Below are 22,242 nucleotides of genomic sequence, written 5' to 3'. Positions count from 1 at the left end.
GACAACGCCCCGGTGTCAGCTTCTATTCCCGTGTTCGATGAATATTTTTTCCGTCCCTGGTGCCGCCCTGGGTCAGCAGGCACGCCGGGTTCGCATCTACGCCTTCAACTCGCTGGCTCATTGCGTCAGAATCCCCCTACACGCCGGATGCAGCCAGCAGGCCGCGCGCCGGCTCTACCTTGCAAGCAGAGACCGACCATGCAGGATGCCAGCACCTCTCCAACGCCCACGCCGTCGACCCCACTGCTGGGTATCGACCTGGGGACCACCAACAGCCTTATCGCAGTCTGGCAGGACGGCAAGGCGCAGCTGATCGCCAACGCCGTGGGCGAGGTGCTGACGCCGTCGGTGGTCAGCGTCGACGACGACGGCAGCATCCTGGTGGGCAGCGCCGCCCGCGCCCGCCTGACCACCCACCCCCACCGCACCGCTGCGGCCTTCAAGCGCTTCATGGGCAGTGACAAGCGCTTCGAGCTCGGCGAGCACCGCTTCACCCCGGAAGAACTCTCGGCTCTGGTGCTGGGCGCGTTGAAGCAGGATGCCGAGGCGTATCTGGGGTGCCCGGTCAGTGAAGCGGTGATTTCGGTGCCGGCCTATTTCAGCGACGAGCAGCGCAAGCGCACGGTCTTCGCTGCGGAGCTGGCGGGGCTGAAGGTGCAGCGCCTGATCAACGAGCCGACCGCGGCCGCCATGGCCTACGGGCTGCACGAGCAGAAGTTCGAGCGCACCCTGGTGTTCGACCTGGGCGGCGGGACCTTCGACGTCACTGTGCTGGAATACGCCTTGCCGCTGATCGAGGTGCATGCCTCAACCGGTGACAACTATCTGGGGGGCGAGGACTTCACCGAGGCCTTGCTCAATGCCTGCCTGCGTGACTGGAACCTCAGTGCCGAAACCCTGGAGCCCCAGGCGCTGTCGAGCCTGCATGATGCGATCGAGCAGCTGAAACGCGAGGTGGGCGAGGGCAGTCGCACCCTGCACTGGAGCGGTGATGGCCAGGCCCGCGAATGGGTGCTTGATCAGGCCCGGCTGCAGTCGATCTGGGCGCCGTTGCTGGCACGGGTACGGACCCCCATCGAGCAGGCCCTGCGTGATGCGCGCCTGAGCCCGCGCGAACTGGACAGCCTGGTGCTGGTCGGTGGGGCCACGCGCATGCCGCAGATCCAGCAACTGGTGGCCAAGCTGTTCGGCCGCCTGCCGTACCGCCACCTCGATCCGGACACCATCGTCGCTCTTGGCGCCGCCAGCCAGGCAGCCTGCAAGGCGCGGGATTCGGCGATCGACGAGTTGATCCTGACCGATGTCTGTCCTTACACCCTGGGGGTCGCCTCGTCCCGTGGCGAGGACGTGTCCGGGGCCTTTACCCCGATCATCGAGCGCAACACGGTGATCCCCACCTCGCGTGTGCAGCGCTTCTACAGCAGCCATCCGGAGCAGAAAGTGGTGCGCATCGCCGTGTACCAGGGGGAGCGGCCCTGGGTGCGCGACAACATTCTGGTCGACAGTTTCGAGATTCCGTTGCAGCCGACCGGCCAGGTGCAGTCGCTGGATGTGCGCTTCAGCTACGACATCAATGGCCTGCTCGAAGTGGACGTGACGTTCCTCGAAACCGGGCACAAGCACAGCCACAGCATCGACCGCAGCCCGACCGGGCTGGACAGCGACGCCCGCCAGGCCAGCCACGAGCGTCTGGCGAGATTGAAGATCCACCCGCGCGACGCCTTGCCCAATCGCACCCTGCTGGCCCGCCTGGAGCGCGCCTGGATGCAGAGCCTGGGCGATGAGCGCGACCTCATCGGCAGTTGGCTGGACGCCTTCAATGCCGTGCTCGCTGGCCAGCAGGCCACCGAGATCAGTCGCCAGCGCCAGCAGTTGAGCCAGGCGCTGGACGAGCTGCGCTACTGATCAGGGATGGTTCAGGCGCCGCAGGGCCACTTGCAGGCCCAGTTGCAACTGGTCGGGGTCGTCCGGTGAAGGGCCATAGCGGTTGGCCAGCTTGTCGCCGGGTAGCCCCACCAGAAGCAGCGGTGCGAATGGCAGCAGGCGGCTGACGGCCAACAACCCCACCAGTGCCCAGACGCCCTGGCCCAAGTCGCGCAAGCGCCGCAGGAAGGATGTCAACAGCAGCAACACGACAAGGGTCCAGAGCATCGGGCTCTTGGTCGCGGTGGTCAGCGCCGTGCCCGCCAGCAGCATCACGATCACGTGGGCGATGAGGTCGCTGCGATTGAGGCGGCTGTCCAGGCGCCAGAATGCCCAGGAGGGTACCGGCGTCTGGCTGACACGGGCCATCAGCAAGCGTTCGGCGCGAGCCAGTATCGCCATGCTGGCGCAGCGCAGGCCGGTGTCCTGGTCCGGGTCATCCTTGGCTTTCTGCAGGCGCATCAGGCTGCGGGTGCCTGGCGGGGATGCGGATTTGACCAGGTGATTGAAGGCATCGAGGATCTCGTTGAGCAGCTTGCCGTCGACCTTCTCTTCCTGCTCTACCGCTTGGCGCGGCGGACGTTTGACCTTGCCGGCGATCAGGCCATCGCGCAGCGGGGCGAACCAGGGGCTGTCGTTGTTCATCGCCTCGAGGCGATCGCGCAAGCGGGCGCGCTGTTGAGCATCGAGCTCTGGGTCGTGGTATAGCACTGCGCATAGCAGCATGTAGCCCAGTGGGTGGCCGTCGAGGGTACCGACGTCTTCTTCCAGGCATTCGAGCAGACGTACCGCGCTGGGCAGGCGAGTGCTGCCGAATACGTAACCCAGTGTGTGCAGGCGGCTGGCGACCAGGGCCTGCAGCGGGTCGCGGTCGTCCATCCAGCCGAGCAGGGCATTGTGTTCGTTGAACTGAGCCTGACGGGCGATCAGTACCTTGTGCAGGGGGGCGAACGGATGGTCGCTCGGGTAGGTGAGCTGGGCGGCCAGTTGCGGTGGCGCCAGGTCCAGCCAGCGTTGCGGCTGTTGCGCCGTGGCCAGCATGAACAACTGCTGGCGATGCCAGTTCCACAGTGCTTCGCCCTCGACCATCGGCGGCAGCTCGATGCCGTTCAGTGCCAGTTCCTCCATCAGCACCAGGCCGAATGGCACGGTGAACATGCGGCGCATGTCGAAATGCTCGTTCAGCTCGCCCAGCGCTCGTGGCGAATAAACCCGCATGCGCCGCAGCCACTCGCGGCAGGCCGGGTGCAGTGCGTCGGACTTGAGCGCCTCTGGCAGTTCCACCGGCCCCTCGTCACGTGCGCAGTACTCCACCAGTGCACGCGCCACCGGTGAGTGTTCGAGCCAATGCAGTTGCTGCGCCGCCTGGCGCTGGAAGCCTTCGAGGATCAAGGCATCGAGCGGGTCGTTGCCCAGGCGCTCATCGACAATGGTGCGCAGCAAGCCGGCTTCGCCGCGTTGCAGGGCCCAGGCCTGCCAGTAGCGGCGGTGCAATTCGCGATCGTCCTGGTTGGGCAGCAGCCAGGCGAGCAGCGGCAGTTCGTCGTCGCCGTCCAGGCGCCAGTCGATGTAGGTGGCGGCGATACCCTCAAGGCCCAGGCGCGAGGCTTCGGACCAGCGCGCCAGTGTCTGCGGCGACTGTGCCGGGCTGCCCAGGACCTGTGCCGGATCGGCCAGGTCGGCGGGCCAGGTGTCGGGCGTGCTCTGCTGGTCGAGGGCCTGGATCAGCAGTGGCAGGCGTTGCGGCTGGTAGCGCGCGCAGAGGTCGAGCAGCCAGCGTTCGGCCTGCGGGTGGCGGTGTTCGCGCCACAGCCGTAGCCAGCAGTCCAGGGCTTGCTGCTCGGCGCCCAGGGCGTCGGCCTGGCGGGCCAGCAAGAACAGCAGGTCGACATCGTCCGGCGCCTGCTGGTGCTGGAGCTGCAGGCGTGCATGCAGGGTGAGGCTGCCGATGCCGACCTGGCTGAACTGTTCGGTCAGACGCTGAACCAGATGCTCGTCGTCGGGGAACGCCACGCAGGTGTGGCACCCGGCGAACTGTGCGTACTCGAACAGCGGGCGCTCCTGATGGTAGTAGCCGAGGCTGCGGAAGTACCAAAGGGTTTCCAGTTGCGCGGCGGGGGACCAGCTTTGCATCAGGCGGGTGTCGAAGGGATCGGGTTCCTCGATGCGCTGCAGGAAGGCCTCTATCTCCTGGGCATCCTCCGGCGCCAGGCGCAGCAACTGCTCGGCCCAGCCCATGCGCTGGGCCAGCAGGCGTGCGCACTGGTACGAGATCGGTCCGCAGTTGCGCAGGTTGTGCAGCAGTCGCCAGCTGAGGTCTTCCAGTTGCTCCAGGGGCAGTTCGTCGAGCTGGGCGATGTAGTTCTGCCAGGCTTGGGGTTCGTAACGGCGAGTGGAGTCTTCGAGCAGTGCATGGAACGCCTCGAAGGCTTCGCTGGTGGACGCTTCGCTCTGTCCGTCGGCTGCTTGCTGCTCGGACGCCGCGCCGGTTTCGGCGTGTTCGCGGGCCAGGCGCTGTGCTTCCTCGTAGGCGGCGCGCAGGGCCTGGAAGCCTTCGGGGTCGGTTTCCGGATGGTGCGTCGGCAGGCGGCCGCGGTAGGCCTGGCGGATGGTGTCGAGGTCTTGGGTCGGCTCGATGCCCAGGCGAATCCAGCAACTCATGACCAGCAGTCCTCTTCCAGTGATGCCGGGCGTTCCGGCTCAGGCAACGGCAGTTCCCAGGGCAGGTCGGCGAGCAGCGCGTTGGCGCCGATCCTCAGGTTCAGAGCAATGCAGCGATTCCAGTGTTCGTTACCCTGACGCTCCAGGTTGGCGGCGAACGTTTCGTCGCTGCTGTCGGAGACATTCCACAGCGCCTTGCCGAACAGGTACCCGGCGATGTAGCTGTCCCAGCGGTTGTAGTAATGGCGAGCGCGCAAGGCCAGGCGATAGTGCAGGTAGAGGCTTTCGTCGCGGCTGATATGGCCCTTTTTCACCCCGGCGCGCAGCAGAAAGCTCATGCGTCCGATGTCCCAGGCGCGGGTTCCGCCCGGGCCGCAGTCGGGAAAGGTGCGGGCGGCGTAGTTGTACTTGACCTGGTCACGTGGTGTCAGCGTAGCGAGCAGTGCCTGCCACTGGCTTGGCAGGCAGCGCTGGAACTGCCAGTAGGCGTTGCTCATCTCGCTGGCGTGACCGTTGTCGGCCATGCCGAGCACGTCGAGCAACTGGGCACGGGTGCTGATGCCCCAGCCGCTTTCCAGGTCGGTCTGGTCTTCGCCTTCGAAGTATTCGGCGGCGGTGTAGCTGGCACCGTTGAGTGCGGCCATCGGGGCGGAGAGGGCATGCAGCCAATGCTGTGCGGATTCGTCCATGAAGAGTGTCCGGGGCGAGGGGTGTGGCGCGATTGTAGAGAGGCAGCAAGGGGGCCGTCTACGCAGGCCTCAACGCCGGCCTTCTTCCGCTCGCAGCGTCAGCACTTCATAGCCCTGCTCGGTCACCGCGACGGTGTGCTCCCACTGCGCCGACAGCCCGCCATCGCGGGTGATCACCGTCCAGCCATCTTTCAGCGTGCGCGTGCCGCGGGCGCCCTGGTTGATCATCGGTTCGATGGTGAACACCATCCCGGGCTTGAGTTTCAGGCCCATGCCGCGCTGGCCGTAGTGCAGCACCTGCGGCGCTTCGTGCATCTGCCGGCCGATGCCGTGGCCGCAGTACTCGCGTACCACGCTGTAGCCCGCCGCCTCGGCGAACTGCTGGATGGCATGGCCGATATCGCCCAGGGTGGCGCCGGGGCGCACCTGTTCGATGCCTTTCCACAGCGCCTCGTAGGTGGTGTCGACCAGGCGCCGGGCATCCTCGCTGATTGCGCCGATGCGGTACATCTTCGAAGAGTCGGCGATATAGCCGCCCTGTTCCAGGGTGATGTCGACGTTGATGATCGAGCCTTCCTGCAGCACCTCGTCAACCTTGGGCATGCCGTGGCAGACGACCTGGTCCACCGAGGTGTTCAGCGAATAGGGGAAGCCGTACTGGCCCTTGCTCGCCGGGCGCGCCTTGAGCGTCTCGACGATGAAGGCTTCGGCGCGGTCGTTGATCTGCATCGTGGTCACCCCGGCGCGGATGAAACCGTCGAGGTCGGCGAACACCTGTGCCAGCAACTGCCCGGCTCTGCGCATCAATGCCAGTTGCTCGGGGTTCTTGAGTATCACCTCGCTCATTGCAGCAGCTCCTTGAGATTCGCTTGTTCCTGGCGCAGCAGTTGACGCAGCAGTTCCTGGTAGGTGGCCTGGGGGTGCAGTTCGGCGAGCATGCCGATGCGGATCCAGTGTTCGGCCTGAGCGTTGATCGAGCGCGACATCGCGGCGCTGGCGATGCGCAGGTCTTCGTGGAGGTCGTCGCAGATCTTGACGATACCCATGGGGAGTCTTCCTGGTATATGAAGCGTATACGAATCATATAGTCGGTTGGGCGTCGTGTCATCTTCTGGTGCGCGGGGGTATCAAGACGGGGCGGATATCGCGTCGATGTTTTCGCGGGGCGACACGTCCTCCGGGCTGCGCAGGCCTGTGGGTGCGGGTTGCCCGCGCCAAGACCACCGCCATTGCGCAACTGGCCCGCAAATTGCTGATTCAGCTGCATCCGGACCCCTCAACGCCGAGGGGCCCTACATCTTCACGACAAAGGCGCCGTGTTATCCCGCTTGCCCTGCAAGCCGGGTAGCCGGCGCCTTTTGCGTTTTCAGGGAGACCACCCATGAGCAGCAGCGAGGTGCGCAGCGTTTGCCCGTATTGCGGGGTCGGGTGCGGCATTGTCATGACCGTGGCCGAGGACAAGGTGGTCAAGATCAGCGGTGACAAACAGCATCCGAGCAACTTCGGACGCCTGTGCACCAAGGGCCTCACCGCACATCTGCCGTTGTCCGCTGCCGGACGCATGGAGCACGCCTTCGTGCGCCAGCAGCGCAGCCAGCAGCCGGTACGCACCGGCATGGACGACGCCATTGCGCAATCGGCCGCGCGCCTGCGCGCGATCATCGACGAGCACGGGCCGGATGCCGTGGCGCTCTATGTGTCCGGGCAGATGTCGCTGGAGGCTCAATACCTGGCCAACAAGCTGGCCAAGGGCTTTATCCGCACCCGCCATATCGAATCCAACTCGCGGTTGTGCATGGCCAGTGCCGGCAGCGGCTACAAGCAGTCGCTGGGCGCCGACGGCCCCCCGGGCAGCTACCAGGATTTCGAGCGTGCCGAGGTGTTCTTCGTCATTGGCGCCAACATGGCCGACTGTCATCCGATCCTGTTCCTGCGCCTGCTCGACCGAGTGAAGGCCGGGGCTCGGCTGATCGTCGTCGACCCGCGTCGCAGTGCCACCGCCGACAAGGCCGACCTGTTCCTCCAGGTGCGCCCGGGCAGTGATCTGGCTCTGCTCAACGGTTTGCTCTACCTGTTGCACGAGAACGGCCATACAGACATCGACTTCATCGCCCGCCACACCGAGGGCTGGGACGAGATGCCTGCGTTTCTCGCCGACTACACCCCCGAACGGGTCGCGGCCCTGACCGGCCTTGCCGAGGCCGATATCCGTCAGGCGGCTGCCTGGATCGGTGGGGCGTCGGAGTGGATGAGCTGCTGGACCATGGGCCTCAACCAGAGCATCCATGGCACCTGGCACGGCAACGCGCTGTGCAACCTGCACCTGGCCACCGGCGCGATTTGCCGACCTGGCAGCGGACCGTTCTCGCTGACCGGTCAGCCCAACGCCATGGGCGGCCGTGAGATGGGCTACATGGGCCCGGGCCTGCCGGGCCAGCGTTCGGCGCAGGTGGCGGGCGACCGTGCGTTCGTCGAGCAGCAGTGGGGCCTGGCGCCGGGCGCGCTGCGCAGTGAAGGCGGTGAAGGCACGGTGGCGCTGTTCGAGCAGATGAAGGCCGGGCAAGTGAAGGCCTGCTGGATCATCTGCAGCAACCCGGTGGCCAGTGTCGCCAACCGCCAGCAGGTGATCGACGGCCTGCACGAGGCGCAGTTGGTGATCGCCCAGGACGCCTTCCTCGACACCGAGACCAACCGCCATGCCGATATCCTGCTGCCGGCCGCGTTGTGGGCCGAGGGCGAGGGTGTGATGATCAACAGCGAGCGCAACCTCACCCTGATGCCGCGTGCGGTCGCAGCGCCCGGCGAAAGCCTTGAGGATTGGCGCATCATCGCCCGCATCGCCTGTGCCATGGGCTATGCCGAGGCGTTCAGCTATGTCGATGCCGAAGCGGTGTACGACGAGATCCGCCGTTTCTGGAACCCCGCCACCGGCTATGACCTGCGTGGCATCGGCTATGCCGAGCTACGCGACAAACCGCGACAGTGGCCAAGTGCGCCCGGGCGCGTGGATGACCGCAGCCCGCTGCGCTACCTCAATGACGGCAGCAGCCAGGCGCTGCTGCACGACGCTCAAGGCGAGCGGCCCGCGCTGGCCTTTCCTACCCCCAATGGCAAGGCGCGATTCTTTGCCCGGCCCTGGCTGGCGCCGGCCGAGCTGCCGGATGCCGACTTTCCGCTGGTGCTCAACACCGGCCGCGTGCAGCACCAGTGGCACACCCTGACCAAGACCGGCAAGGTGCCGAGCCTGAACAAGCTCGAGCCCGGCCCCTTCGTCGAGATCAATCCCGAGGACGCCCGACGCCTGGGCATCGCCGACAAGGACCAGGTGGCGATCCGCTCGCGCCGCGGCCAGGCCGTGCTGCCGGCACGCATCAGCGAGCGGGTGCTGGTCGGCAACTGCTTTGCCCCTTTTCACTGGAACGACCTGTATGGCGAGCAACTGGCGATCAACGCCGTGACCTGCGATGCCGTCGATCCAACCTCCCTGCAACCGGCCTTCAAGCATTGCGCCGTGACCCTGGAGCGGGTTGCAGGCGAACGCATCGAGGCACTCGAGCTGCCCAGCGCGATCCCTACGGAGTCTGCCCCCATGCCCACCGACACCCTGTCTCGCCTGCTGGGCCTGGACAGCCTGCCGGCCCCCGTCCTGGCGGACGAGGAGCGTCGTTACCTGCAGGGCTTTCTGCTCGGCCTTGGGCAGGCGCGCACAGCGGGGGTGCCCAGCCTGCCGCCCGGTGCGCCGCTCGCACCCGCCAGTCGTTTGTTCGTCGATGGCTTGATCGCCGGCCTGTTCGCCCAGCCGGTGGTGGCGCCGGTCGCCATGGCCGAGGTTGCCAGGCATCGGGTGCTGTGGGCCTCGCAGACCGGCAATGGCGAGGCGCTGGCCGAGCGCTGTGCGGCGCATCTGCGCGAAGCGGGCCTGGCCGTCGAGCTGAGCTGCATGGATGCCGTCAGCCCCAGCCAGTTGCGTGGCGCCGCCAGCGTGCTGCTGATCACCAGCACCTTTGGCGACGGCGATGCGCCTGACTGCGCTTCGGCGTTCTGGCAGGCGTTGCAGGGCGAGGAGGGGGCACAGTGTGCGGCACTGCCCTTCGCCGTGCTGGCGCTGGGTGATTCCAGCTACGACCAGTTCTGCGGCTTTGGCCGCAAGCTCGACCAGCGTCTGGCTGAGCTGGGCGGCCGACGTCTGCTCGATCGGGTCGATTGCGAACCGGATTTCGATCCATCGTTCGCCACATGGCTGCAGGCGTTGTTGCCGCTGCTGGGGCCGACGGCCGCTGCGCAGGTCACAGCCAAGCCGGCGCCAGTGTTCGGCAGGCAGCAGCCCTGCCTGGCTCCCATTATCGAGAACCGTGTGCTCAATGCGCCCGGAGCGACCAAGGAAACGCGCCAGGTGGTGTTCGACCTGCAAGGCACCGGGCTGGTCTACGAGGCAGGTGACGCGCTGGGTGTCTGGCCGCGCAACTGCTCGGCGCTGGTCCAGGAGCTGCTCGAGCTGATGGGGCTCGATGGCCAGACGTGCGTGCAACTGCCCGACTTGCCGGCGATGCCGTTGGCCGAGGCGATGGAGCGGCACCTGGAGATCGCCCGGGTCACTTCGCAACAGCTTGCAGCCTTCAGCCAGGCGCCGCAGGCCGGTGAACTGCGTCGGTTGCTGCTGCCCGAGCACAAGGCCGAACTCACGGACTGGCTGTGGGGGCGGCAGTTGGCCGATGTGCTCGCCGCCTTCGCGCCGCAACTGTCACTGGAGCACTGGTTGACTCTGCTCAAGCCCTTGCAGCCCCGCATGTACTCGATCAGCTCCAGCCCCAAGGCCCATCCACAGCAGGTGCACCTGACCGTTTCAACCGTGCGCTATGGCCAGCGAAAGGGCGTGAGCTCAAGCTTTCTCGCCGACCGCGCCGAAGCGCTGGAGGTGGCGATCTTCCCGCAGGTTGCGCGGCATTTCCGACTGCCGGACGACGATGCCACACCGCTCATCATGGTTGGTCCTGGCACCGGTATCGCGCCGTTTCGTGCTTTTCTCGAAGAACGCGAAGCCCGCGGTGCGACCGGCGGCAACTGGCTGTTCTTCGGTGAGCAGCATGCCGCCTTCGATTTCTACTACCGCGAGCAGTTGCAGGCCTGGGAGGCCAGCGGTCATCTGCGCCTGAGCACGGCGTTCTCGCGTGACCAGGCCGAGAAGCTGTACGTGCAGCAGCGCATGCTCGAACAGGGAGCCGAGCTGTGGCAGTGGCTGGAGGCGGGGGCGTACTTCTACATCTGCGGCGATGCCCAGCGCATGGCCAAGGATGTCGATGCCGCGCTGCGCCAGGTCGTGGCCGAGCACGGGCGGATGAGCGCCGAGGCGGCGGCGGTTTATGTCGAGGGGTTGAGCAAGAGCAAGCGCTATCGACGCGATGTGTATTGAGTGCACCGGGATGGGGAGCGGTGCACCGGCTTGAGGCGGTGCAGCGTGCGGCGCTCTCGCGCGGCAGGCCCGCTCCTGCAGGTCGCGCAACGCTGCATCCCCTGTTGGCGCGGGCTTGTCCCGCGATAGCGCCAGCACCGATTGCACCTTGGCACGCTCCCTGCTTTTAACGATTTACAACACAGCCCCACTGATCAACGGCGATCAACAGGGGCCTCACACTGATGAGTACAGGCAAAGGCGCCTGGAGCTTCGGCTCCAGGCGCCTTTTTTTGTCTTTGCGTCGGGCAAGCCCCGCACACCGTGATCGAGGATCGGCTATGAAGGCAACAGCGAACGGCGGACAACGAGAGCGACTGGTCATTGTCGGCAACGGCATGGTCGGTCATCACCTGGTCGAGCAACTGATCGAGCGCGGCGCCCTGGCGCGCTTCGAGCTGCGCGTGTTCGGCGAGGAGCGCCAGCGCGCCTACGACCGTGTGCACCTGTCGGAATACTTCGCCGGCAGCAGCGCTGAGGCACTGGCGATGTGCGAGCCCGAATTCTACGGTCAGCACGGCGTGCACCTGCACTTGCACGAAGCGGTACTGGAGATCGACCGCACGCTGGGCGAAGTGGTCACTGCCCAAGGCCGCTACGGTTACGACCGACTGATCCTCGCCACCGGCTCCTACCCGTTCGTACCGCCGATCGAAGGCTCCACCGGTACCGCCTGCCTGGTCTACCGCACCCTCGACGATCTTGACGACATCCGCGCCTCGGCTGCCGGGGCGCGGCGTGGCGTGGTGGTCGGTGGCGGGTTGCTGGGCCTTGAGGCGGCCAATGCGCTCAAGTCGCTGGGGTTGGAGGCTCATGTCGTGGAGTTCGCGCCACGGCTGATGCCGGTGCAGCTTGATCATGAAGGGGGCGCGGCCTTGCGTGCGCAGATCGAAGCGTTGGGGGTCGGTGTGCATCTGTCTCGCGCCACCCAGTCGATCGATCCGGGCGAAGAGTATCGCCACCGCATGAAGTTCGATGGTGGCGAGTACCTGGAAACCGACCTGATCGTGTTCTCTGCCGGTATTCGTCCGCGTGACGCCCTGGGGCGTGCCTGCGAGCTGGAGATCGCGCCGCGCGGCGGTGTGGTCATCGACGGCAACTGCCGTTCCAGCGATCCACGGATCTTCGCCATCGGCGAGTGCGCGTCGTGGAACGGCAGCGTGTTCGGCCTGGTTGCCCCGGGCTACAGCATGGCGCGCAACCTTGCTGCGCTGCTGGTTGGCGAGGCCAGTGCCGAGTTCACCGGTGCCGACATGTCGACCAAGCTCAAGCTGCTGGGGGTCGATGTCGGCTCCATCGGCGACGCCCACGGCGCCACCCCAGGCGCGCGCAGCTACCGCTATATCGACGAGGCCAACGCCAGCTACCGCCGCCTGGTGGTCGACGCCAGCGGCAAGCGGGTGATCGGCGCGGTACTGGTCGGCGACAACAGCTATTACGACACCCTGCTGCAGTACGTACAGAACGGCATCGCCCTGCCGCAGGATCCGGCGGCGCTGATCCTGCCGCAGAGTGGCGGCGCGCCGACTCTGGGCGCCGATGCCCTGCCCGACAGCGCGACCATCTGCTCCTGCCACAACGTCAGCAAGGGCGCGATCTGCGCGGCCATCGACAGTGGCTGCGCGGACCTGGCGGCGGTCAAGGGCTGCACCAAGGCGGCCAGCGGCTGTGGTGGTTGTGCGGGGCTGCTCAAGCAGGTGTTCGAGCACGAACTGACCGCGCGCGGTGTGACCGTCGACAAGAGCCTGTGCGAGCACTTTGCCTACACCCGCCAGGAGCTGTATGCGCTGGTGCGGGTCGAGGGAATTCGTACCTTCAACGAGCTGCTTGAGCGCCACGGCAAGGGGCATGTCGGTTGCGACATCTGCAAGCCGACCGTGGGCTCGATCCTCGCCTCGTGCTGGAACCAGCCGATCATGGACCCTTCGCTGGTACCGCTGCAGGACACCAACGACACGTTCATGGCCAATATGCAGAAGAACGGCACCTACTCGGTGGTGCCGCGCATCCCGGGTGGTGAAATCACCCCCGACAAGCTGATCGTGATCGGCCAGGTGGCAAAGAAATACGATCTCTATACCAAGATCACCGGCGGCCAGCGCATAGACCTGTTCGGCGCGCAGTTGCACGAATTGCCGCTGATCTGGGGCGAGCTGATCGAGGCGGGCTTCGAGACCGGCCATGCCTACGGCAAGTCGACCCGCACGGTGAAGTCGTGCGTGGGCAGCACCTGGTGCCGCTACGGCGTGCAGGACAGCGTCGCCATGGCCCTGCGCATCGAGGACCGCTACAAGGGCCTGCGCTCGCCGCACAAGCTCAAATTCGCGGTGTCCGGCTGCACCCGTGAATGCGCCGAGGCGCAGAGCAAGGATATCGGTGTGATCGCCACCGACAAGGGTTGGAACCTGTACGTTTGTGGCAACGGTGGCATGCGCCCGCGCCATGCCGAACTGTTCGCGACCGATCTGGACGACGACACCCTGATCCGCCTGATCGACCGCGTGCTGATGTTCTACATCCGCACCGCCGACAAACTGCAGCGCACCTCGGTGTGGCGCGAAGGGCTGGACGGCGGGCTGGACTATCTCAAGGCGGTGATCCTTGACGATAGCCTGGGCCTTGCCGAAGAGCTGGAAGCGCAGATGCAGCATGTGGTCGACCGCTACGAATGCGAATGGGCCAACGCCTTGAAACACCCGGAGAAGCTCAAGCGCTTCCGCACCTTCGTCAACGACCAGCGGCCTGACCCGGATGTGCATTTCGTGCGTGAGCGCGAACAGCGTCGACCGGCTACGCCGCTGGAGTTGATCCCTACTGTCGAGGAGCTCGTTTGATGAACCTGTCCAATGCTGTCGTTGCACCACAGGATATCTGGCAGTCGGTGTGCCGGGTCGATGATCTGATTGCCGATTCGGGGGTGGTGGTCTGGCTCGACGGCGAGCAGGTCGCGCTGTTCTACCTGCCCGGGCAGGAGCAGACACTGTATGCCGTGGACAACCGCGACCCGCGTTCCGGGGCCAATGTTATCGGGCGGGGATTGATCGGCAGCCTGCAAGGCGAGCTGGTGGTGGCGGCGCCGTTGTACAAGCAGCATTTCAGCTTGCGTGATGGGCGTTGCCTGGAGGACGCGGCGCAGCGGTTACGGGTGTGGCCGGTGCGGATGGAAGGGGGGCAGATCGAGATTCGCTGTTTCTAGCAGGTATGGCTCCTGCCCGGCCTGTGCAGTACCTGTGGGAGCGGGCTTGCCCGCGAACACCGGCGAAGCCGGTGCCATCTACCGCGGTGTTTGCTTCGCGGGTAAACCCGCTCCCACAGGTACCGCGTAAACTTCGGGTCTGGCTCACTTTTGCAGGTCCTCGGATAAACGTGGCTCCACGGCTTTCAACTACCGCTGCGCGCACATTTGGCTTGAGGGGCACTCGCGGGAGCGTTGGTTTCAACGGCTGTCCTGAATCATAAGTCCTGCCACCTCACGCTTAGCGAATTGATATTGATGGTGAGTGTTCGCCTAAGTGATCCGGACATGATGTCGCATGAGATCTCGTCCTCGTCAATCGAAAGGCAATGCAGCCCGCTGGCGTAATTGAACGCCAGAAGCCTATCGTCAAGATACAGCGATGTCGAAACAGTACCGTCCAGTGAGTAGACCAACTCCAATCGGAGGGGGCCTGTGCCGAGCTTGCAACTCCATTGTGCATACTCTGGATCGAAATCTGCGACGAGCCCGAGCACCTCGAGCAATGTGGTTTCGAAAGAATCAATCATGGTTTTTGGGCGGGCTGAAAAAATTTATCACATCGTTCAGTGTGTTTTTTACGTATCCAGGAGGCAGGAAAATTTCTCGCACCACGTCATCGTCATGAGCTCTCCAAATGACCCGGTCCGTTGTCTCAAGCATGAGCAGAATCACGACAACGCCATCAAGGCAGGGCGTCAGGTTCAGCGACAAGAACAGAGCACCAATTTTGCTAGAATCAATCCAGTTTTGAGCGTGCTCGTACCCTTGCTCGATCTGGGAAATCACAGCTGATTTGTCCAGATTTCTTAGGGAGTCAGCGTAATCGAGATCATAATTATCGAATTTGACATTGATCATGTTCAGAAAGGTATCGATCTGCGTGATCTCTTCAGTTGCACCAATGAGATGATTGTCTAAAGATAGGTTCACGGCCATCCACCCCGACTTGAAGTTTGGCGCGCAAGTCGAGCAACAGACTGAAAACAACGCCATGTTGCCCGCGTTATAGTAGCTCATGCTGCCGGCCTTTCTTCGCATCGATGAGTGGACAGAGCAGAGTGCGAACCATCGCCACGATTCAAATACCTTTTGATGGCAGAGCCGACCTGACGATGTGCATTTCGATGGCGTGCTCATCGTCGCGCAGCGATATGATGAAATCGGGATCAGTCCCCAAGAAGGTATGAAGCATATTTTTGTACTCTGAGTGTCAGAAGTTTGTTACTCAGGATGTGATTCATTTTTTATGCGCGGGCGTTCTTGATTAGTTTCAAGCATTTGTTGTCTTTTTTGGTGGCTCAAGAATTTTGTATTTTTATTATTTTTAGCATGTCGTATTTCTAAGGGTGCTCGCGCTCAAAGGTGTTCACGGCCCATTCGTCAAGTTATTCTTCTTCGTATGCCCAAGAGATTAAATATTCCTGCAGGTGCCTGCTCAGGTTCAAATGTGCGGGCGTGAGGTTTGAAAGTGATAAGCTATTGGGCTCGGCCTGTCTTATCAGGTGGCTCGCACTGAGTTTGGCAATCATCTCAGTATCGGTGTCTGAGATTTTTGCTAGAGCACTCATGTCTTTATACTGCGAAATCAGAGATTCGTGCATACGCCATGCACTTATCTCTGTCAAATCAGCTCCCGCTGCGATGTCTTTTTGCATGGAAAATTACTCAAGAGCGTATTGATAGCTGCCGGCGATGATCTCGACGTAGCTGTCGTACCCCGCGACGATGTAATGCTTCAAAGAAAGAAAGTTGGCGGGGTCATAGAGCGAATTCTTTTCTGCCAACAGCGCTGATTCGACGACTTCATAGAATTTTGGGTCAGGATGAAGCCCGGTCTCACGCCAAATTTTTACTTCATCATCTTGACTGCCCAGGATTTCGTAGTTTTGATACTGATGCTCGAAAAAATTGAGTGTTATACAGCGCAGTTCAGCGACGCGTTCAAAAATAAGTGTCGCCATGGCGTAGGTATTATTTTCGATGTGTCCGAGTCGCTGAGCCTCAACCTGAATCGATGCAGTACCTGTTTCGTCATAGCTTGCGTTGAGTTGAGTGGTGTTGATTAGAAAGTCAACTTTCTGAGGGAGAAGTTTTATCATACCGATGATCTCGTGCTGTTCATGGACAAGGTGATACGCGCGTCACGAGTCCTGACCCATCTTTGTTGCGGGTCAGATCAATCGACTTCGAGGGCGGTTTATTTTTGAAGTCCTTTGTGAGGTGAGGAGGAGCATGCTGGTAGGGAACGAATATCGCATATTTTGGATATTTGTTTGCGCTTACGAGCGCAGCGAGCCCACGGTTGTTGAGTGTTACATACTTGCCGCTGACGGGATCTTTCGTATAGGCGATCAGCAGCTTGTCGGGAGACAGTTTATTAGTTCTTAGATCATCCGCTACGTCAAGAACAGGTCTACCTGCAATTTCAGGGACCTGGGCACCAATGGAGCTGAACTGGGGCGCAGCCCTGTTCTGGCCAAAATGCAGATCTTTCGGGAAATCCGTGAGTTCACCATGCTCGAATGGGTCGAATCCGCTCAGTCCCAGTGGGTCAATGCACGATGCGGTATTCGCCCCGTATTGATATAGGTTCACCCCGCCGATCAACCCAATCGGATCCTGCTGCGTAAACCGCCCCACCTCCGGATCATAGAACCTGAACGTGTTGTAGTGCAGCCCCGTCTCCCGGTCCAGGTACTGCCCCTGGAACCTCAGGTTCTGCTGACGGTTCTGTCCGGCATGGTGCCATTCTTCCCGACACTTGCCCCAGGTCTCGAATTCACCTTGCCACATGGTCGCGCCGTTTTCATCGGTGAGCTGCTCGGGCAGCCCGGCGAGGTTGGTGTGGAAGTAATGCAGCAGTTCGGCGCCGGGTGCGCCGTCGAGGCGGGCGAGGGGTTCGTAGCTGTCGCTGTCGGCGTAGACGTACAGGCTGGGTTTGTCGTCCTGGATTTCCTGCAACAGGCGCAGACCCTGCCAGAGGAAAAGGGTCTGGCTGACAGGGGTAGGGTGATCGTTGCGGTACAGGCGCTTGGCGATCCTGCGGCCGAGCGGGTCGTAGTCGAATACCACCCGCTCGTGCACCGGCCCGCGCTGCTGGTTTACGCGTACCAGGCGGTGCTCGGCGTCGTAGTCGAAGCGCTGGATCAGGTGCGCGCCAGTACGTTTTTCGCTGAGGCGGCCGAAGCGGTCGTAGCGGTAGCGCTTGTCCTGGTAGACCTTTAGGCGGTTGTGCCGTATGTAGCCTTTGATCGGGTAACCGTCGAGCAGGTTGCCGGCCTTGTCGTAGCCGTAGTGCTCGACCTGTTGGCCATTGCGATGAGGCAGTGTGCGGCTGGCGCCATGGATGCGTTCGGTCGGGCCATAGTCGTAGCGAACCTGGCCGCGCTGGACGTTGCCGCTGGCGTCGGTGCCGAACAGGCGACCGATGATCTGGGCGTGCATGGTCGGCTCGCCGTCGCGGGCTCGCTGACACTGGATGAAGTCCTCGCCGATCAGGTTGTCACTGTCGTCATAACGATACTGCTTGCTCAGCAGGGCCAGGCTGCCGGGGCCTGCGCCCTGTACATGCAGGGCTTTTTCCAGCAGGCGCCCGGTGCTGTCGTAGCGGGTCCGGGTCTGGATTCGGCCTTGTGTGCGCAGGACTTCGGCATGCAGCTCGTCGCGCTCGAAATCGCAGATCACACGGCCGTCGAGGTTGAGCTGATGCAAGTGGCCGCTGCCGTAGTACAGATGGTTGAGGCGTCGGCCATCAGGCAGGGTCAGGGTCTGCAGGTTGCCCAGTTCGTCATGTTCGTAGGCAAGCCGGCCCGCTTCACCGGTTTCACTCAGCAGTTGCCCGAGGGCGTCATGACTGAAGGCGAGCCGTTTTGGCTCTCCCTGCAGGTTGGTGAAGGTGATCGCCAGCAGGTTGTCGGCGAGGTCATATTCGTAGTCGGTGACGCCGTCGTCGGTGCGCTTGCGCAACAGGCGCCCGGCGTCGTCGTACTCGAAGTATTGCGACTGTATCGACGCTTCGGGTTCCGGCGGGCTGCCGGGGAACGTCGGCTCGGCGTCGCGTGCCGGGTGCAGCTTCGCCTCAATGACATTGCCCGCTGCATCGTAGCGATAGCTGTGACCGCCGCCATCGAGGTTGTGCTGGGCGGCCAGGCGGTCCAGGGCATCCCAGTGGAAGGCGTAGTGCTCGCCGTTTTCGTTTTGCAGACGCTGCAGGCGGTCGTGCGCATCCCAGGCGAAGCGAAGGGTGAGCCCCATGGCGTCGGTGCGTTGGCTGAGACGCCCACGCTCGTCGTAGTGCCATCGGGTGAGCTGCTGCCCAGGGTCGATGTGCTGGGTCAACTGCCCCGACAGGTTTACCTGGTAGCGGTCGACGCGCCCGTCTGCGCGGGTGCTTTCCAGCAGGTGGCCACGGGCGTCGAAACGATAGCGGGTGCGGTTGTTGCGGCCGTTGAAGACTTCGCTCAGGTGACCGCGCTCGTCATAGCGCCAGAGGGTGGTGCGGTTGGAGCAGTCGCTGTAGCGAATCAGTTGCCCCCGGGCGTTCCATTCCAGCTGGCGGGTCTTGCCCTGTGCATCGATGACCTGTTCCACCCGGCCTTGTCGATCGTGACGGTAGCGCGTGGTGCGCCCCAGTGGGTCGGTGGTACTGATCAGATTGCCGCGGGTGTCGTAGGCGTTGCGATAGGTGCGGCCTGCGCCATCGCTGATGTGCGTGGGCAGCGCCCAGTGCTCGGTGTAGGTGGTGCGCTCGCAACGTCCAAGTGGGTCATGGCTTTCGATCAGGCGCCCGAGTGCATCGTAGTGGTATCGCCACTCGGCGCCTTGCGGGTCGATGCTCGCCAGCAACTGGCCATGGACGACCTCTTCCTGCCAGCGCTGGCCCAGTGCATCTACGTACACCAATACCTCGTGCAACGGGCCCCACTCGAAATGTTCCTTGCGACCTAGGCTGTCGGTGACCTCGGTATGACCCTGCGCCAGGTCGTAGTGGAAGTGGTAGTCCTCGCCGTCTTCGCTCCAGTGACGGATCACCCGCCACTCATGGTCTGGCTGCGGCTCGAGCAGCGGCGGCAGGTTCGGTGTCGGACGAGGGACGGCGGCGAAGCGCTGCCACTGGTAATGGAAGGTCGCACCGCTGGCCAGGGTGTGACTGGCCATCAGGCCTTCAGGGGTATAGCTGAAGCGTCGCAGCACCTGGCCGCCCGGCTCGTGTACTTCGCTCAGTTGACCGGCAGGGGTGTAAGTGTAGGTGGCGAGGGTTTCACGGCGTTCGACCACAAAGTCGTTGCCCTCGCGCAGGAACAGACGTTGCACCTGGCCGACGCGGCGAGCATGCACGCTGTCGTAGAGCAGTTCGACCACCGTGCGGCCAAAGGTGTCGACCAGGTACTGCAGGCGGCCGTCGTTGTCGTAGAGCAGGTCAAGGCGGTTGAGGTTGCGATCCCCCAGTTGCACCAGGCGTGAACGACTCGGGTCGTGCGGGTCGGTGCGCAGCACCTGGTACTGGCCGCTGTAGATGTCCTCGACCACGGTGATGCCGGCATCCTGATGGAAGAACGCCAGGCCGTCGAGGCTGCTGACCAGCGCGCTGCCTGGCTGCAGGCGCCCCAGTTCGATACGCGTGCCTTCCTCGTCGACATAGATCCACAGCTCGCCCCCTTCAGGGTGGGGGACACGCTCCATGCGCACTTCATAAGGCAGGCTCCAGCCGAGGCCGAACACACCATCGCCGCGCGTGTCGTTGCTGTCGTAGCGCCGGGCCCACTCGATCGGCAGCAGGCCGGGGAGGGCGAAATCCAGGTCGTCAGGGCCGTCGAGCAGCTTGGCACCGCTGGAGACGATCACCGGATGGCCCTTGCACTTGGGAATCATCGACTTTGGCTTGGGTGCCTTGCCCGGGCGTGAGCGGGCCTTGCCACCCCGGCGCGAGAGGAGCATGCCGGCGACGATGCCGATGATCTTCGCCAGTGCGCTCTTGCCGTCGCGGATATCGCGCACGGTCAGGGTGCCGCCGCCGATGCGCACATTGGGTGAGAAGGTCATGCCCACAGGGCCGTCGCAGGTGGTCTTGTCGCCGACCCGAACTGCGGGCTGGCCGTTGATGAAGACCTTGTCCGAACCCTGGGCGAGGAAGTTCTTGGCCGGGTGCTTGCTGCAGGTGATGGTATCCTCGCCCCTCTCCTGGGTGCCGGGATCGGCGGGTGTAGTGATCGGCGGGTTGAAGATGCTGGCGATGTCCTGGGCCATGCCGATGATCGGGAGCATCATCGAGGCGCCCAACATGGCGTAGGCACCTACGTTCTCCAGGATGGAGGGGGGCTCGGGGGTGTCGGGCGAAGCCTCGACGCCCAGGCTGATGCCGGCAGCACGGGCAGCGGGCACGCCATTGATATGGACGTTGGCGGAGCCGGTCAGGATGGCGCCATAGGGCTCGGGCGGGAACAACGAGTTGCCGACCCAGTCACTGAAGTCGGAAATGTGTTCGCCGATGCTCTTGTCGCCGCCGCCGGGCAGCGAACTGGCCGCGCCTACCAACAGGCCGGCGGCCACCGGCACCAGTGCAGCCGCCGCACCGCCGGTGCCGATGGTGGCGGCGACGGCGGCGCCCAAGGCCGCACCCACTGCGGCCGTGGCGGCCGCATAGACCACCGCCTCGGTCAGCGCGCTGGTGAGCTCGGCCATCAACGGTGGGTGCAGTATCAGGTCGTCCTTGCGGGCGGCGTGGAGGTCCTGCGCCATGAATCCGGGCTTCCTTGCTGGAGGGGTGTCAGCGTGTCTGCAGGCTCGCCTTGATGGCTTGCCAGTGCATGAGGTCGTTTTCCGTCAGCGGTGTCTCCTTGCTATAGCTCAGTACCATAAGACGCTGTGCCTGCACATGGGGATAGGCCAGTTGACGCTGGTGCGAGCGAATTTCGCCACGCTGGAACTGCAGGCCGACTTCCAGGCCCTGGATGGCTTGCGCCATTCCGCAAGTCGTGGCTTGAGGCTCGGTGATGTGTGCATCGAGGCGACTGCGCAGTTGTTCGAGCTGCTGGCGGTAGACGATGTCGAAGGACTGGTCTGCGGGGAGCGGGCTGCGGGCGATCACCAAGGTGGTGCCGCGCTCGGGGAACGTCAGCATGTTCATGCTGCTGTCCTGCGGCAGCTCTGCGCCCAGGTCTAGTGATAGGTCCTGGGTTTGGTAAAGCGACATCGGTTGGCTCCTTGCCGGGGAAAGCTGCACCCTACAAAGCCAAGCGCCTTGAGGGCAAGCTGCGCATTGTGAGAATGGGATCGAGTCGTTGTAGGAAAGGGTATTCATAGACGACTTGCAGCTCTCATGCACACCGTTACACTGCCGTGCATGAACCTCGATACCCGCATCAAGTACCGCCATTTGCTGTGCTTTCTGGAGATCGCCCGTCAGGGCAGTCTGGCCAGGGCGGCCGATGTCCTGGCGATCAGCCAGCCGGCCATTTCCAAGACGCTCAAGGAGCTTGAGGACTTGCTCGAGACGCGCCTGTTCGAGCGCACCCGACAAGGCGTCGAGCTGACCTCGGCGGGTACCCGCTTCATGCGTTACGCCGGGCCCAGCGTCCAGGCCCTGCGCGAAGGCGTCAGCACGGTGCGCGGCGAGGCCAGGACGCCGTCGCAGGTGCGCATAGGGGTGCTGTCCACCGTCGAGGGGCTGTTGATGCCGGAGGTGCTGTGCCGCCTGCATCAACGTCATGAAGCATTGGTGATCAGCGTGGTCACCGGGGTCAGTGCGCAGTTGCTGGGGCAACTGCGCCTGGGTGAGCTGGAGCTGGTGGTCGGGCGGATGACCGACAGCCCGCAGATCCAGGGCTTGTCGTTCGAGCATTTGTACAGCGAATCCATGAGCCTGGTGGTGCGTCCTGGCCATCCATTGCTGGCACGCCAGCCACTGGAGCGGGCCAGGATCGGCGACCATGCCCTGGTGCTGCCGCCAGCAGGCACCACCATCCGCCAGCACGCCGACAGCCTGTTCGTGCAGTGTGGCATTGCCATGCCGGCTCAGCGCCTGGAGACCCTGTCCCTGGCCTTGAGCCGGCGTTATCTGCTGGGCAGCGACGCGGTCTGGGTGGCGCCGCGCGATGCAGTGCTGATCGATCTGCGCCGCGGTGAACTGGTCGAGCTGGACCTCGGTGTTCGCGAGCCTGGAGGCTCGGTGGGGATCTGTCGAAATACTGCATTGACGCCCGATGCGAGCGGGGAGTGGGTATGTGCAGTGTTGCGTGAAGTGGCCGGTCAGTTTCGCGAGGGAGCGTTTCCCTGACCTGCCA

Annotated in this window: 14 protein-coding genes; 5 read left to right on the top strand and 9 right to left on the bottom strand. The window is 63.7% G+C overall.

Annotation, left to right across the window (positions count from 1 at the left end):
• Positions 1–198: 198 nt before the first annotated feature.
• The gene (locus AB688_RS21435; protein ID WP_063545827.1) at positions 199–1,905 is read left to right on the top strand and encodes a molecular chaperone HscC; all 1,707 of its coding nucleotides are present in this window, start codon (positions 199–201) and stop codon (positions 1,903–1,905) included.
• Here the strand turns inward: AB688_RS21435 and AB688_RS21430 are convergent, their stop codons facing one another.
• The 4 genes from AB688_RS21430 to AB688_RS21415 form a co-directional block, all read right to left on the bottom strand.
• Positions 1,906–4,584: a DUF805 domain-containing protein gene (locus AB688_RS21430; RefSeq protein ID WP_063545826.1), complete on the bottom strand. Its 2,679-nt coding sequence runs from the start codon at positions 4,582–4,584 to the stop codon at positions 1,906–1,908.
• Positions 4,581–5,273 (bottom strand): DUF1266 domain-containing protein, encoded by a 693-nt coding sequence (locus AB688_RS21425; protein WP_063545825.1) that lies wholly within the window; start codon positions 5,271–5,273, stop codon positions 4,581–4,583. The genes AB688_RS21430 and AB688_RS21425 overlap by 4 nt, the downstream gene beginning before the upstream one ends.
• A gap of 69 nt (positions 5,274–5,342) precedes the next feature.
• A complete protein-coding gene (map, locus tag AB688_RS21420) occupies positions 5,343–6,119 on the bottom strand; it encodes a type I methionyl aminopeptidase (RefSeq protein WP_063545824.1) in 777 nt (258 codons plus the stop codon).
• Positions 6,116–6,319 (bottom strand): ParD-like family protein, encoded by a 204-nt coding sequence (locus AB688_RS21415; RefSeq protein ID WP_054890915.1) that lies wholly within the window; start codon positions 6,317–6,319, stop codon positions 6,116–6,118. Before AB688_RS21415 ends, map begins: the two co-directional genes overlap by 4 nt.
• 335 nt (positions 6,320–6,654) lie before the next feature.
• Between AB688_RS21415 and AB688_RS21410 the strand changes: the two genes are divergently transcribed.
• From AB688_RS21410 to nirD, 3 genes are all read left to right on the top strand, one after another.
• Complete coding sequence (locus tag AB688_RS21410; protein ID WP_063545823.1) at positions 6,655–10,683, top strand: bifunctional nitrate reductase/sulfite reductase flavoprotein subunit alpha; 4,029 nt, start codon at positions 6,655–6,657, stop codon at positions 10,681–10,683.
• 320 nt (positions 10,684–11,003) lie between these two features.
• Positions 11,004–13,556 carry a nitrite reductase large subunit NirB gene (gene nirB / locus AB688_RS21405; protein ID WP_063545822.1) on the top strand — a complete coding sequence of 851 codons (2,553 nt, stop codon included), beginning with the start codon at positions 11,004–11,006 and terminating at the stop codon, positions 13,554–13,556.
• Complete coding sequence (gene nirD, locus AB688_RS21400) at positions 13,556–13,918, top strand: nitrite reductase small subunit NirD (protein ID WP_063545821.1); 363 nt, start codon at positions 13,556–13,558, stop codon at positions 13,916–13,918. Before nirB ends, nirD begins: the two co-directional genes overlap by 1 nt.
• Positions 13,919–14,479: 561 nt before the next feature.
• Here nirD and AB688_RS21390 read toward each other — a convergent pair.
• The 5 genes from AB688_RS21390 to AB688_RS21370 form a co-directional block, all read right to left on the bottom strand.
• Positions 14,480–14,977, bottom strand: coding sequence for an Imm42 family immunity protein (locus AB688_RS21390; protein ID WP_063545819.1), 498 nt, complete (start codon positions 14,975–14,977; stop codon positions 14,480–14,482).
• Between the two features lie 368 nt (positions 14,978–15,345).
• A complete protein-coding gene (locus tag AB688_RS21385) occupies positions 15,346–15,615 on the bottom strand; it encodes a hypothetical protein (protein WP_063545818.1) in 270 nt (89 codons plus the stop codon).
• A gap of 6 nt (positions 15,616–15,621) precedes the next feature.
• Positions 15,622–16,059 (bottom strand): hypothetical protein, encoded by a 438-nt coding sequence (locus AB688_RS21380; RefSeq protein ID WP_063545817.1) that lies wholly within the window; start codon positions 16,057–16,059, stop codon positions 15,622–15,624.
• Positions 16,060–16,078: 19 nt separating this feature from the next.
• Positions 16,079–20,698 carry an RHS repeat-associated core domain-containing protein gene (locus AB688_RS21375; protein WP_063545816.1) on the bottom strand — a complete coding sequence of 1,540 codons (4,620 nt, stop codon included), beginning with the start codon at positions 20,696–20,698 and terminating at the stop codon, positions 16,079–16,081.
• A 28-nt stretch (positions 20,699–20,726) separates the two neighbouring features.
• Positions 20,727–21,152 (bottom strand): DcrB-related protein, encoded by a 426-nt coding sequence (locus AB688_RS21370; protein ID WP_063545815.1) that lies wholly within the window; start codon positions 21,150–21,152, stop codon positions 20,727–20,729.
• A 150-nt stretch (positions 21,153–21,302) separates the two neighbouring features.
• Here AB688_RS21370 and pcaQ point away from each other — a divergent pair, with 150 nt between their 5' ends.
• Positions 21,303–22,235 (top strand): pca operon transcription factor PcaQ, encoded by a 933-nt coding sequence (gene pcaQ, locus AB688_RS21365; RefSeq protein ID WP_063546857.1) that lies wholly within the window; start codon positions 21,303–21,305, stop codon positions 22,233–22,235.
• The last annotated feature ends 7 nt before the right edge of the window (positions 22,236–22,242 follow it).

Origin of the sequence: Pseudomonas putida (genome assembly GCF_001636055.1) — a bacterium.
Lineage (GTDB): Bacteria > Pseudomonadota > Gammaproteobacteria > Pseudomonadales > Pseudomonadaceae > Aquipseudomonas > Aquipseudomonas machongensis.
The sequence above is the reverse complement of the archived record's forward strand: the minus strand, read 5'-3'. Positions and strand labels throughout refer to the sequence as shown.